At 71.5% G+C, this 12,058-nt stretch carries 13 protein-coding genes and 1 pseudogene; 6 read left to right on the top strand and 8 right to left on the bottom strand.

The features are described from left to right. Positions 1-297: 297 nt before the first annotated feature. Positions 298-1,554 carry a hypothetical protein gene (locus PUR26_RS10360; RefSeq protein ID WP_329871391.1) on the top strand — a complete coding sequence of 419 codons (1,257 nt, stop codon included), beginning with the start codon at positions 298-300 and terminating at the stop codon, positions 1,552-1,554. Between the two features lie 256 nt (positions 1,555-1,810). Continuing rightward, positions 1,811-2,746, top strand: a pseudogene (locus tag PUR26_RS10355) (glycoside hydrolase family 5 protein); the annotation flags it as partial. A gap of 326 nt (positions 2,747-3,072) precedes the next feature. On the opposite strand, the gene PUR26_RS10350 reads toward PUR26_RS10355, so the two are convergent. Next, positions 3,073-3,552, bottom strand: coding sequence for an MSMEG_6728 family protein (locus tag PUR26_RS10350; RefSeq protein WP_329871389.1), 480 nt, complete (start codon positions 3,550-3,552; stop codon positions 3,073-3,075). Positions 3,553-3,891: 339 nt separating this feature from the next. Continuing rightward, positions 3,892-4,137, bottom strand: a complete 246-nt coding sequence (locus tag PUR26_RS10345) for a hypothetical protein (RefSeq protein ID WP_329871387.1) — start codon at positions 4,135-4,137, stop codon at positions 3,892-3,894. 41 nt (positions 4,138-4,178) lie between these two features. Between PUR26_RS10345 and PUR26_RS10340 the strand changes: the two genes are divergently transcribed. Beyond that, positions 4,179-4,859, top strand: a complete 681-nt coding sequence (locus tag PUR26_RS10340) for a class I SAM-dependent methyltransferase (RefSeq protein ID WP_329871385.1) — start codon at positions 4,179-4,181, stop codon at positions 4,857-4,859. 226 nt (positions 4,860-5,085) lie between these two features. Here PUR26_RS10340 and PUR26_RS10335 read toward each other — a convergent pair whose 3' ends face one another. Next, on the bottom strand, positions 5,086-5,457 hold the full coding sequence (locus PUR26_RS10335) for a winged helix-turn-helix transcriptional regulator (RefSeq protein WP_329871383.1): 372 nt from the start codon (positions 5,455-5,457) through the stop codon (positions 5,086-5,088). A gap of 80 nt (positions 5,458-5,537) precedes the next feature. Between PUR26_RS10335 and PUR26_RS10330 the strand changes: the two genes are divergently transcribed. Together PUR26_RS10330 and PUR26_RS10325 are read left to right on the top strand one after the other, a co-directional pair. Further along, complete coding sequence (locus tag PUR26_RS10330) at positions 5,538-5,948, top strand: RidA family protein (protein ID WP_329871381.1); 411 nt, start codon at positions 5,538-5,540, stop codon at positions 5,946-5,948. A gap of 362 nt (positions 5,949-6,310) precedes the next feature. Further along, positions 6,311-6,742 (top strand): ATP-binding protein, encoded by a 432-nt coding sequence (locus tag PUR26_RS10325; protein ID WP_329871379.1) that lies wholly within the window; start codon positions 6,311-6,313, stop codon positions 6,740-6,742. A gap of 586 nt (positions 6,743-7,328) precedes the next feature. Here PUR26_RS10325 and PUR26_RS10320 read toward each other — a convergent pair. Both PUR26_RS10320 and PUR26_RS10315 read right to left on the bottom strand, forming a co-directional pair. Next, a complete protein-coding gene (locus PUR26_RS10320) occupies positions 7,329-7,508 on the bottom strand; it encodes a hypothetical protein (protein ID WP_329871377.1) in 180 nt (59 codons plus the stop codon). A 15-nt stretch (positions 7,509-7,523) separates the two neighbouring features. Then, positions 7,524-7,754 (bottom strand): hypothetical protein, encoded by a 231-nt coding sequence (locus PUR26_RS10315; protein ID WP_329871375.1) that lies wholly within the window; start codon positions 7,752-7,754, stop codon positions 7,524-7,526. Positions 7,755-8,150: 396 nt separating this feature from the next. On the opposite strand from PUR26_RS10315, the gene PUR26_RS10310 reads away from it, so the two are divergent. Further along, positions 8,151-8,585, top strand: a complete 435-nt coding sequence (locus PUR26_RS10310) for a DUF6193 family natural product biosynthesis protein (RefSeq protein ID WP_329871373.1) — start codon at positions 8,151-8,153, stop codon at positions 8,583-8,585. A gap of 786 nt (positions 8,586-9,371) precedes the next feature. On the opposite strand, the gene PUR26_RS10305 is transcribed toward PUR26_RS10310, so the two are convergent. The 3 genes from PUR26_RS10305 to PUR26_RS10295 are packed head-to-tail and all read right to left on the bottom strand — an operon-like array spanning position 9,372 to position 12,024. Next, the gene (locus tag PUR26_RS10305; protein ID WP_329871372.1) at positions 9,372-11,060 is read right to left on the bottom strand and encodes an IclR family transcriptional regulator domain-containing protein; all 1,689 of its coding nucleotides are present in this window, start codon (positions 11,058-11,060) and stop codon (positions 9,372-9,374) included. After that, positions 11,057-11,704 carry an RNA polymerase sigma factor gene (locus PUR26_RS10300; protein ID WP_329871370.1) on the bottom strand — a complete coding sequence of 216 codons (648 nt, stop codon included), beginning with the start codon at positions 11,702-11,704 and terminating at the stop codon, positions 11,057-11,059. The genes PUR26_RS10305 and PUR26_RS10300 overlap by 4 nt, the downstream gene beginning before the upstream one ends. Continuing rightward, a complete protein-coding gene (locus PUR26_RS10295) occupies positions 11,698-12,024 on the bottom strand; it encodes a hypothetical protein (protein ID WP_329871368.1) in 327 nt (108 codons plus the stop codon). The genes PUR26_RS10300 and PUR26_RS10295 overlap by 7 nt, the downstream gene beginning before the upstream one ends. Positions 12,025-12,058 lie beyond the last annotated feature (34 nt).

Raw genomic sequence — 12,058 nt, 5'->3', positions numbered from 1 at the left:
GGCCGCAGGCCACGGGGGCTGAACCGCGCGCGTCGGCGTGATCCGGCCATCAACGGCTGGGTGGGCCGGAGCGGGCAGGCCCTCTCCGAGGGCGCCCGCGTCCGGGCGCCAGGGGTGGACGGGGTGCGCCGGCGGTGCGCGGCCCGGTGACGGCACGGGGCCTGACGACGCCCGCCCCGCCCAGGAAGCTGCGGCCGCGTCGCGGCCCGAGGGGGGACAGGCATTCACCCGCAACCGGGCCGTGGCACCGGCATCATGGGGTCGGCAATCGATCCTTCAGCACTGCCGGAGCGGACGATGGACACAGAGCTGGAACCGAGCGGCACCCCTGTCCTGAGCGCCCTCGAAGCGTTCTACGCACGGGACATCGACGATCTCGCCGCATGGAGCGGCAGCATGCTGGCGGAGTCCCGCGCGAGGGGCGACGACGTGGCGGCCACCGTCGCCGCGCTGCGCGTGGACGATTTCATGACCGTCTATCTGGAACAGATCCACAGCGTGGGCCCGGACCATTGGGCGCGGTCGCTCCCCATGCCGGACGGCCACCTCCGCTCCGCGCTGCTGGGACGTGAACTCGTCGCCGTCCCGAGATCGGGACGGCTCAACATGCTGATGGACGGCCGTCTGTTCGGGGCGGAGCGGCTGCCCCGTCAGCTGGCCGCCGATCACCGTGAACTGAAGGCCCCGTTGTGCTACGCCCACGATGTGATCTTCGAGGACCCCTTCGACGACGAGCATCATGCCCTGGTCCAGATGCGGGTCATCCAGCGGGAGTTCCCGGACACGGACATGCGACCGGCCCTCGAACCGGACCTGTTCGTGCGCACCGTGCGTGCCCTGGCCGACCTCGCACCGCTCATCCGGGCCGGAACCGTCATGTTCGTTCCCCGTCAGCTGACCGCCGCCCCCCGGAGCGTCGCCGTGGCGGGTTCCAGCATCGCCGGAATGGGAGGGGAGGTCTCCCGCAAGGAACTGGCCGAACGGACGGTGCGCGCCTGGCTGTTGACCGGGGGACGGGCCGTTCCGCTCTTCGCCTCCGCCGACGAGGAAGCCGCCTTCCGGGACTCCGCCGCGCTGCTCGCCCCTCTTCTGCCCGAGCGGGAAGGCGGCTTCATGCGGCGCCTGGCCGCTCTCGCCCTGCCCAACAGCGGACGACTCGACATCCGGCACATGCTGGAGATCCGGGAGGAGTCCCTGTTCCAGCAGTTCCGCACGCGCCAGCGCGCGGCACTGGCGGCGGTGGGCGACGGCGAGGACGCCACCGCGCTGCGGCTCTACCGCGAGGAGATGCGGGCCGCCGCCGCCGACACGAACCGGCGCAGCGGCAGCGGCCTGATGGCGAAGTTCACCGTGCCGAAGGCAGTGGGCTGGCTGACCGGCGCCATGATCCTTCAGCCGGGAAGCGGTCAGGCGGCGCTCGCGGCCCTCGGTGCGATCACCACCCACTCGGCGATGGAGGCGTGGCAGGAACGGGACAAGGGCGCCCGCGCCCTGCATCACCACTACGCGACGCTCGGCGCGCCTCCGGCCGCCCTTGCGGCGTCGGACGGCTGAACAGGGACGGCCGGCCGGAGCCACGACGGGAGCGGTCGGCCCGGGCCTCGACGGGAACGGCGACGTGGCACCGGGAGGTACCGTCCGACCAGCGCGGCATCGCTCACACCTGGGATCACCGCCGCCGCGGCGGCCCGCGCCTGAGGGAGTGCGACTGACGCCGGCTGAGAGGCGGGGGGCGCTTCCCGCCGGCGCGGGCGCCGTGGGCGGGGGCGACCGCCGGAGCGGCACCACGCGGATCGGAGCCGGTGCCAGCACCCCCCTGGACATCAACGGACAGCTCCAGGTCTGCGGCGTGCACCTGTGCAATCAGGACGACCGCCCCGTACAACTGCGGGGCATGAGCACGCATGGCATCCAGTGGTTCGGCAGGTGCTACAACGCCGCGTCATTGGACGCGCTCGCGAAGGACTGGAAGTCGGACCTGCTGCGCATCGCCATGTATGTACAGGAGAGCGGTTACGAGACCGACCCGGCGGGCTTCACCAGCCGCGTGAACGGCCTCGTCGACATGGCTGAGGCCCGTGGCATGTACGCATTGATCGATTTCCACACCCTGACGCCGGGTGACCCGAACCACAACCTCGGCCGCGCGAAGACGTTCTTCGCGTCCGTCGCCGCCCGCAACGCCGGCAAGAAGAACGTGATCTACGAGATCGCCAATGAGCCCAACGGCGTGAGCTGGACGGCCATCAAGAGCTACGCCGAGCAGGTCATCCCGGTGATCCGAGCCGCGGACCCGGACGCTGTCGTCATCGTCGGCACCCGAGGCTGGTCCTCGCTGGGAGTGTCGGACGGCTCCGACGAGAGCGAGGTCGTCAACAATCCCGTCAACGCCGCCAACATCATGTACGCGTTCCACTTCTATGCCGCGAGCCACAAGGGCACCTATCGCGCCACGGTCAGCCGCGCCGCCTCGCGACTGCCGCTGTTCGTGACCGAGTTCGGGACGGTGAGCGCCACCGGCGGCGGAGCGATGGACAGGGCGAGCACCACGGCCTGGCTGGACCTGCTCGATCAGCTGAAGATCGGTTACGCGAACTGGACCTACTCCGACGCTCCCGAGAGCAGCGCGGCGTTCCGGCCCGGCACCTGCGACGGCAGCGACTACAGCAGCAGTGGTGTGCTCACCGAGTCCGGGACGCTGCTCAGGAACCGGATCAGCACCCCCGACACCTTCCCCACCGGCTGACCTCCGCCGGGGCTCCGGCCAGGCCGGAGCCCGCCCCGGTGATCGTGAGCGCTCACGCGACACCGTCGCACCGTCCTTCGGCCGGCCGGAGGCGTCCTCGGTCGCGACCGTCGGTGTTCCGTGAGGACGACGAACGGGCTGTGGCGAACCGGAGGGGGCGCCCCGGTGTGGTCGCGCATCCCGGCGACTTGCAGGACTGGCCCGGCGACATGCAGGGCGGGTCCCCGGTGGTGGTCGTCAATGACGGGGGAGTGGCTCTTCTCCGCCGCTCGCTCCGGCATGACCTCACTGTGCGACCCGCCAGGCGCCCCGCGCGGCGCTCATCGTCAGGGCAGGTTCCGGGACTCCCGATCGGATGCCGGCCATACATAGGGCAGGTCGTCCGGCACCCCGGGGAACAGGCCGGCGTACACGTCCGGATCCTTGCGGACGAGGGCGGAGCGGTGGCTCTCGTGGAACGCCTCGTCGCCGAGCCAGGGCGGGAGCTCACCGGCGGCCGACAGCGCCGTCTGGTCCCGGACCGGGGCACCCGACCGGTGCGTGGCCAGCCCGGCGACCAGGGAAGCGGCGCAACTGTCGGGATGTCCCTGCTCCCGCCAGACCCGGCAGATCTCCAGGCCGTACCGTACGAGCGCCTCCTCGTACCCGCTCCACATCCGTACGGCCGGGTGCCGACGCCACCCGTAGCCGGGAACGGTCAGGCCACGGAGGACCTGCAGTGCCTCGACCCGCTGCTTGCCCAGCCGGCGCCGGTCCAGGAGCAGTCCCGTCCGCCGGAAGTCGGGATCCGGCAGGAATGTCTGCATCTGTCGTCACTCGCCTCCCGGGCGCGGACGGCATGCCCACGCCGACCTTCCGGAGCTGACGCGGCGTACCTCCTCCATCGTACGCATCGCATTGCCTCGCGCCTCCCGCCGCCGTGGCCGGTCCACCCCCGGTGGCCGCTCCCCGCCGGCCACCCCTACTCGACGGGGCGGCGGGGCGGGCCGGCCGGTGTGCCCTGACCGGGCATCGCCGGGGCAGCTGGTCAGCTGTCGGTCGCGGCAACCCCTGCCCCGGTCGAGGAGGATGCGGCGCGCCCGGTGATGTGCGACCTCTCCTCGGCGGTGGGCCCGGGGAAGGACCTTCCCCCGTACGGGCGGCGTTCAGGTGCAGTAGGCGATCTTGTCGTCGAGGATGTCCATGGCCCGGGACAGCGCCGCCACCCGCTGCTGCAACCCGGCACGGCGCTCGCGGAGGAAGGCGACCCGGTCCTGCGCGGAGTGCTCGGCGCGCAGGATGGCTCCCCTCTGACGGGACCCGTGTCTCGCCGGCGCCCCCGCCGCGCGGAGCGACTGCGGCCGGTCCGGCTGTCGCTGCCGCGCGGACGCCCCTTTTTGCCGGACTGGCAAAGGAAATGGCGTCGCCGAGCGGGTTGGGCGACGGTTTGCCCATGACCGACAGAATCGTTTCGGAAACTTCCTCCCCCGACACCTTTGCCTCCTCCGACGCCTACGTCGGAGATCCCGCGGTGCGGGCGGAGTGGGACACCCGCTACGCCGACCGACCTCAGGTGTGGAGCGGCCGGCCCAACGGCGCGCTCGTGGCCGAGGTCTCCGGGCTCGCACCCGGGCGCGTGCTGGACGTCGGCTGCGGCGAGGGCGCGGACGCGGTCTGGCTCGCGCGCGAGGGCTGGGATGTGACAGCGCTCGAAGTGTCCGGCATCGCACTGGAACGGGCGGCCGAGCACGCGAGGGACGCAGGCGTCGCCGTTCGCTGGGTCCACGCGACACTGACCGCGGCCGAACTCCCTCCGGCCTCCTTCGACCTGGTCTCCGCGCAGTACCCGGCCCTGCAGCGCACCCCCGACGCCGCGGCCGAGCGCGCGCTGCTCGCGGCCGTAGCGCCCGGCGGCGTGCTGCTGCTGGTGCATCACGCGGGCATGGAGACCCAGCCGGTGAACGACAGCGGCTTCGACCCGGCCGACTACGTCTGGCCCTCGATGGTCGCCGCGCTGCTCGACGACGACTGGGAGGTGGACGTGGACGAGCAGCGGCCGCGGCTGGTACCGGACGGCGGCGCGGGCGTTCACCACACCGACGACGTGGTGCTGCGCGCACGCCGACTGGGCTGAGGCCGCGCGACGGAGGCGCGGGCACTCCACCGCGCGTGACTGCCCCCGGCCGGCCTCGGGGTGCTCGTCGGCGCGCGTCGGCCGGGCCGGGGCGCGGCGAGGCGTCGGGTGTCCCTGGCCCGGCCGGTGCCGAAGCGGCCGGCCGGCGTTGCCGGTGGGGCGCAGTGTGTCGCGGAAACCGAGGCGGAGACGCAGGGGAGGGCGAGCGGCTTCTCGCCCTCCTCTCTCACCTGGAGTCGAAGGCGTCCCGCGCCCGTTCGATCCGGGGCATGTACGTCCGTACCCAGTCCAGGAGGACATCGACGGGTGGACGCATGGTCTTCCCCAGAGGGGTGATCCGGTATTCCACCGCGACAGGCCTGTCGTTCACGACCTCGCGCTCGACGATGCCGTTGCGTTCCAGCCGGCGCAGGGTGGCGGTCAGCGACTTCTGCGTCACCGCGGGGATCGCGCGGCGCAGGTCGTTGAACCGTCGGGGACCCTCGCACAGTTCGCTGAGCACGCTCAACGACCACTTGTCCAGCACTTGATCGAGCAGTTCGCGGTGCGGCGCCGGGATGCTCAGCTCGCTGTCATGGAAAGCAGCGGTATCGCTCATGAAACCTGGTCTCGTTGAAGTTTCCTGCGTCTCCTAGGTATCAAAGCTATACCAGCGTACGTCGCCGAAGGAGACCTTCCATGTCCGTTCAGCGTTTCACCCCCAAGGGCTTGTTGCAGCCCACGCCTTACCACCATGTCGCCGTCGCCAGCGGCAGCAAGCATGTCCACGTCAGCGGGCAGATCTCCAGCCTCGAGGACGGGACGCCCGTCGCGGTGGGGGACCTCGCCGGGCAGGTCGCGCAGGCACTGCGGAACACCGCGCGCGGCCTCTCCGGAGCCGGCGCCACGTTCGACGACGTGGTGCGGCTGACGGTGTACGTCACACAGTGGCAGCCGGAGAAGATGGGGGCCTTCATGGCGGGAGTCGAAAGCGTCGCAGACGAGGTCGGGTTGTCACTGCCCCTTCCCCCGGCGTCCCTCATCGGCGTGGACTGCCTCTTCGCGCCCGGCATCCTCGTCGAAATCGAAGCGACCGCAATCGTCGGCTGACGGCTCGTTCGGTCCCGCATGAGGGGGGGCGATCACGCTCTTCGGTGGCGTGGCGACCCGAGTCGCGTGGGGACAGGCCGAGTGGGGACGTCGGGAGCCGGCTCTCCTCGGCCCGCCACGATGCTGTGCCGCACAAGGGACATGGTCTCCCTTGTCCGCCGGCCCGAGCCACGAAGCGGGAGTCCGCGCCGGAACGGCGGAGCGGCCGATAGGTGTTCCAGGTTGTGGTGAAGGAGCAGCGGAGGGCCCCGCTCTCGCGTCCGGAGCGATCCGCCGACCACAGTGCTGCTTTCCGCGGTGGAATCGCCTGCTTCGTGCCCAGGCGGGTAGACGGTAGGTCTCCAACAGCAGGGAGGCATACGATGGCCGACACGTCGATGAGGGCTGTGGGCTGGGCCCGGTCGTTCCCCGTGTCCGGTGGGGTACGGGCAGGGCGGCACTGGGCGCGCGAGCACCTGGATTCCCTGGAGTGGACCAAGGACACGCCGGAGTTGGTGGATGACGTACTGCTGACCGTGTCGGAGCTGATCACCAATGCTCATGTGCATGCTCGCAGCGACGCACAGCTGGTCCTGACCTGGGACAGCCGGTGCCTTCACGTCAGCGTCCACGACTCGGGCCGTGGCCTGCCGGCGCCCCGCACCCCCGATACGAACTCGCCCGGCGGACGCGGACTCGTGCTCATCGACGCGGTCGCCGACCATTGGCACACCCACGCGCAGCCGGACGGGAAGACCATCACAGCCTGCTTCACCCCACCACCCCGCGAGCTCCCCGCCCGGCAGAGGACGTAGCGGCCGGCCTCGGTCCCGCTCCTGTGCGGCGCGGGCCCTGGAATGGCTGTCCGTCTTGATCGCGTTGCACTGTCAGGCCTCTCCGGGGCCTGCGGTTCGGCGCGGGGCTCGGTGACGGGGTCGAGAATCGCTGACGGCGTACGGGGCGGCGCCCCCTTCCGTGGGTCCGTCATCCGCACTCCGGTCGGCCGGAATCAGCCCGGGAGGCGTCGGCTTTGTCCGTTTGTCCACCGGGTTCCGCGCCCTGGACGAGGGGACGGGTGCGCGTAAAGCCCTCGGTCCACTCGTCCTCGTCGAGCGTGTGCTCCTCTACGACGAAGCAGTCAGGCGCCTCGGAAAAGTGACGCACGGCGGCCCCGCCGCCAGGGGCCGGCCCCTCCGCCGCCTCCACCGGTACCGAGGACCGTTCGGAGGGCCCGGCGGGGCTCTCCGCGCGCCTCCGGCACCGAGGACCACGACGAGCCCGCTACAGGCCCGCTGTTGTGGCAGACCGTCGCGCTCGGATCTTTCTGCGGCAGGGCCTGCTCCGGGCGGGAGCAGGCATGCTGCACGTGGTCCTCCGCGGCGGGCAGGCCCTGGCGGGAGCCTAGGTGTTGTCCGGTTCCCCGAGAAGGTCCGCGACCTCCGTTCGGCGCCAGTCCCACTGAGGGTGCTTGTCGACCAGCCCGAGGAACTCGGCGAACGCGAGGACATCGCCGTGATTGGTGTCGATCAGTCCTGAGAAGCCTCGGAGCGGGCCGGACAGGAACGTCCGTGCCGCGTGCATGGACTGGCAGGATACCTAGATCGCGCGGGGTTCCGCCCCGATCCTGAGCCTCGCGTCCTCGACCTCGTCGGGCTCGAAGTCCGAGAGGACATCGCCAGAGAAGTCCAGAGCGTAGGAGTTCCCGTTCCAGTGCAGGAAGTCCCCCTCGCTCAGGGGGTCCTTCTCGACTCCGAGGGACCGCACCTCGGCCTCGATGGCGGCGCACTCTTGTGCGCTCGCCAGCAAGACCACCGAAGGCCAGGACATGACTACCTCCGCATTCTCATGGAGTGATCGGCCCCGGGAGGGTTCCGGGACCGCTCGGGCGTACCTGGCCCGCTTGCTCCCGACCCCGGACGGCCGATGGCTTTCCCCCTGGTCGGCCGGATGACCCGGTGACCGGGTGGACGGCCGGATTCGCGTGGCCGTGTTCCTTTGCGGACCCCATACCCGCCCCGGGCGTCACCTGGATGACGGTGTTGCGGGACACGATGCCGAGCCGGTGACGTCCTCACCGTCTTCGCCGGGCACCCTGTATCTCGACCGCCGTCACGCGGCCAGGGAAACGGTCCTCGAACGCGGCGTGGACTTCGGGAACGCCCAAGTCCACCGTAACCCGGTCTGCCGGCAGGCCGGGACGGCGCTTGCGGGCAGACTGTGGTCATGGAGTGGAAGAAGTACGTGGGGATCCGTGAGGCCGAACTCGCGGCGGCGCGCGAGCGTGGCCCTGCTCATGTCATCGACCTGCAGTGGCGGCGCCTGCGGGAACAGGCCGTCGAAGCGGACTACACCGGCCTTCTCGGCCTTCTGGACGCAGCGGCTGCTGAGCCGAGGCTACGGAACCTCTTCCCGTTCACCAGCATGTGGGTGCTCTGTTTCAGCGCTGACACACACAAACCGTCGCTGGTGGAGTCGCCGGCCGTAGCAGCCCGACCTGACGGGCGGTTCCAGGTCATGGCCCAGCGGTGGGGCGACGTCATCGGCGAGACCGACTCCGCCGACGAGGCCATCGCGCTTGTCGTCGCCCACCTCCCGGAGTGCCTCGGCCGTGCCGGAACCCGGGCCGCCGGTGAGCGGGCTCCGGACGGCCTTCGGTGAGAGAGGCCCCAGCCGGGCAAACGGATCCCGGGCGTCGGCCCCCGCCTCCTGATCACGGCTGGGCAGGGGCCGCCCTGGCGGCCGCTACCCTTTGACGGATACGCACGGGGGCTCCCCCTGCGCCGGGTCCCCGGGCTCGCCGAAATACTTGAGGTCCCACCACAGCACCTTCTCCTGAAGCCAGTGGAAGCCCATGGCCAGCTCCCAGGGCTCGGAGCTGGTGGTGAACCTGACCTCCGCAAGGCGAGCGCCCTTCCGGCTGCCCCCGTGGGTGAGCCAACGCCGGGACTCGCGGTCGAACCGCAACTGCCCGTGTACGAAGTGATGCCGGACCTCGAACTGCTCCTGAGACTCGCACGCCCTTCGGAAGGTTGTCCGACAGGAATCCTCGCTCTGGGGCTCTGGGGCTCTGGGGCTCTGGGTGGCTGGGGGCCAGTGGGGTGATGGTGACGCCCGGCGCCGTACGCGGGAGTGCTTGGCCGGCCGCTTCCCGACGTCCCTGCCGCGGACCGCGTGAGAAGGGAATGCGACAGGCTGCCCGCCCGGAACCTCGACCGGCCCACCGGCCCACCGGCCCACCGGCCCACCGGCCCACCGGCCCACCGGCCCACCGGCCCACCGGCCCGCCGACCGGGAAGCCCCGCCGACCGGGACCCGGCCGGTCCGGCCCTCGCGCCCTCCCCGCATCCCCGTGGCCGGCGGCTCCGCGGCTGCCGGTGAGACCCGGCCGCCAGGCGTGGCACCTCGGGTGTCTCCCTCGGATCAGGCACGGGGGCGCGGAAGGGCTCATGACAGGGCGATGGCGCGCCCTTCCCCGGCCTCCCTGGGCCAGGCCGAGGTGCTGGGCATGGCCGTCGTGGCGGCGGCGGACAGCAGACGGACGACGAGGAGGCCGGTAGAGGCTTCACTGAGGGCGGCGGCAGTCGGGATGAGACGGTGGCGCTGGCCGGTGGGCAGCGCGAAAGCGACACAGCCGGAGTCCTGGCCGGGCAGGGTGAGGGAGAACGCCGCGCACACATTCCGTTCGGAGTACTCCAGAAGGTCGAACTGCAGGGCGTTGGGGCCGTGCCGGTCGAGGTTGTCGAAGAGGAGCCGGGGGCTGGTGATGGTGCGCGGGGTCAGTGGCACGGGCTGGTACCGGGCGAGGTGCTCCATCCGGCCGTCGAAGTCGAGACCGGCGAGGTGCGCCTTGCCCACGGCGCTGGCGTGGCCGGTATCGGTGAACGGCGCTCCGATCCGCACGGGCGGGGCGGAGGCGCTGTGGGAGGACTGCAGGATGCTGATCTCGCCGCCGGTGTAGGTGCTGAGGTAGACAGCGGCGCGCAGGCGGTCGCGCAGTCCGTCGAGGGTCTGCTGCATCAGCGAGGAGTGCCGGTCCGCGTTCATGGCCATCTCCAGCACCGAGCCGGGGTAGTGGACGCCGGCCACGGTCTCGATGAAGAACTGGGTACGCAGCCAGTGCAGCAGCCACGATGTCGCGGTGACGCTCATCCCGGTCCGTCGGGCGAGATCACGGGTGGTGGTACCTGCCGCAGTCTGGATGTGGATCAGCAGGTCCCGGGCCCGGACAGCGGTAGCCAGCTGCGCGGGTGGCTGTGCGGGCAGGCTGTGGCTGCGGGCCATGTCGGTGAGCACCGCCGGACGCAGGGCGTCCGCCGACCACGGCACCTCCCCATCGGCGGCCGGGGCCGGCGCGTCCGCCCGCGCCGCCGCCGCCGCGCCCGCGGCCGCGGCGGCCAGATACGGGGCGGGGTCGGGCAGCGGCTCGATCACCACACCCCTCCTGCCGCCGTTCAGCGAGCTCAGATGTGGCCGCTCCCCGCCACCCCCCTGTCCCAGCAGCGTGCTGAGGCCGGCCCCGGCGGGTCCCGGAAGGACGGGCGCGGGCACGAGTACCAGGCGGCGTCCCGCGGCGTCGGACAGAACGGCTTCCGCCTCGGCCGGTAACAGCATCTCCTCCTCCACGTCGAGCCCCGCGCGGATCTCGTCGAAGTACTCCGGATCCTCGACCTCCCGGATGGCGGTACCCGGTGCGGGGCGGCGGTGGGCGGTCGCAGCCAGCAAGCGGCGTGCGTCGCCGTGCCCGTGCCTGGCTGCCTCCGCCACCAGGAACTTCACCTCCTCGCCCCAGTCGGCCGTGGCCCGCAGCGCAACAGCGGCCATCCGGAACAGTGCGCCGGGGTGACCGGCCTCCGCCGCCTCGCCGAGCCAGTCCGCGGCCGTGGCCAACTCGCCCCGGCCCAGTGCCCGGCTCCCGAGCCGGAAGAGGGAGTTCGCGCGTTCCCGTACCGCCCGCTCACGCCCGTAGGCGGCGGTGAGGGGCCCGAAGTCGCCGTCGGGGCGGTCCCAGAAGTGCGGGGTGCCGGTCAGCTGGTGCCGTACGCCGGCCAGCTGGTCCCGAAGCTGCCTGAGCCCGGCCTCGAACAACGGCGCCGAGCCGCCGTCGTCCTGGTTGAAGCGGCTCACATCAGTCACCCATCCTTCTTCAAGTCACGAGTCTTTCGGTGTGCGTCCCGCACGAACGGCTCCAGCCGGCCCCGTAGATTCACCAGCGCCCTGTGCCGGTCCTTGTGGACGCGGTCGGCAGATATGCCCAGCGCGGCCGCGATTTCGACATCGGTCAGCCCCTGGCTCTGCAGGTACAGCACCTGCTTGAGCCGGTCGTTGATGTCCAGGCCGCTGATCGCCGGGACCACCAGGTCTCCCATGACCTCCACGGACCGCTCGACCGGCTCCTCCGGCTGGAGCAGTTCCAGTGTGGATTCCTCCACCGACAACAGCCGCCGTTCACCGCGGTCCTTGTCGATCGCCAGGTTCCGCGCCGTGGTCGTCAGGTATGCCTCCACGTTCGACCCCGGCTCAAGCAGTCCGGCCTCGGCCCGGTCGAGCACCTTCAAGAACGCCTCCTGCGCGACGTCCTGACATGCCTGCAGCGACAGCTTCCCCCGGTACTCCCCGCGCAACGCCCACGCCTGCTTGGACACCCAGTCCGGATAGAGGCCGTTCAACTCCTGCAGCAGACCCGGATCCGGCCCATGCCCCGCTTCGTTCTCCGGCCGCGCCTGGCCGTGCCGGCCATGCGGCCCCGGCTCGCTGTGCGCCTCCTCGCCGCCTACCACAGGCCGTCCGCTTCACGCGACGGCTTCTCCGGAATCGGGCCCGGAGCGACCGTGACGCGTACGACGACGCGGCCCGCCTCCGGCGGGACGACGTCCACCCGGACGTCAAGCTCGCGCTGGCCCGCGCGGCCGGCGCCGTCATACGCGACGGGATCCACGCGCACCTCGGGCAGGGACCAGCAGGGGCAGCCGGGTTCGTCGGCCGCGCCCGCGCGCCGGGGCAACAGCTTGCTCCGGCACACCTGGCCCAGAGCGAGCAGCGCGTGCACCGCGCTCACGGCGGTCGGGACGTGCCCGAGCCACTCTAAGGACGGCGTCATGAAAGTGGGTCTCCATATGGGTACGAGCGCGTTC

Source organism: Streptomyces sp. SP18CS02, assembly GCF_036322365.1.
In the GTDB taxonomy this organism is placed as follows: domain Bacteria; phylum Actinomycetota; class Actinomycetes; order Streptomycetales; family Streptomycetaceae; genus Streptomyces.
The sequence above is the reverse complement of the archived record's forward strand: the minus strand, read 5'-3'. Positions and strand labels throughout refer to the sequence as shown.

Bases quoted from the DNA above. Each gene is read 5' to 3' on its own strand.
- PUR26_RS10360 (WP_329871391.1), top strand. From the start codon at position 298: ATGGACACAGAGCTGGAACCGAGCGGCACCCCTGTCCTGAGCGCCCTC.
- PUR26_RS10350 (WP_329871389.1), bottom strand. From the start codon at position 3,552: ATGCAGACATTCCTGCCGGATCCCGACTTCCGGCGGACGGGACTGCTC.
- PUR26_RS10340 (WP_329871385.1), top strand. From the start codon at position 4,179: ATGACCGACAGAATCGTTTCGGAAACTTCCTCCCCCGACACCTTTGCC.
- PUR26_RS10335 (WP_329871383.1), bottom strand. From the start codon at position 5,457: ATGAGCGATACCGCTGCTTTCCATGACAGCGAGCTGAGCATCCCGGCG.
- PUR26_RS10330 (WP_329871381.1), top strand. From the start codon at position 5,538: ATGTCCGTTCAGCGTTTCACCCCCAAGGGCTTGTTGCAGCCCACGCCT.
- PUR26_RS10325 (WP_329871379.1), top strand. From the start codon at position 6,311: ATGGCCGACACGTCGATGAGGGCTGTGGGCTGGGCCCGGTCGTTCCCC.
- PUR26_RS10320 (WP_329871377.1), bottom strand. From the start codon at position 7,508: ATGCACGCGGCACGGACGTTCCTGTCCGGCCCGCTCCGAGGCTTCTCA.
- PUR26_RS10315 (WP_329871375.1), bottom strand. From the start codon at position 7,754: ATGTCCTGGCCTTCGGTGGTCTTGCTGGCGAGCGCACAAGAGTGCGCC.
- PUR26_RS10310 (WP_329871373.1), top strand. From the start codon at position 8,151: ATGGAGTGGAAGAAGTACGTGGGGATCCGTGAGGCCGAACTCGCGGCG.
- PUR26_RS10295 (WP_329871368.1), bottom strand. From the start codon at position 12,024: ATGACGCCGTCCTTAGAGTGGCTCGGGCACGTCCCGACCGCCGTGAGC.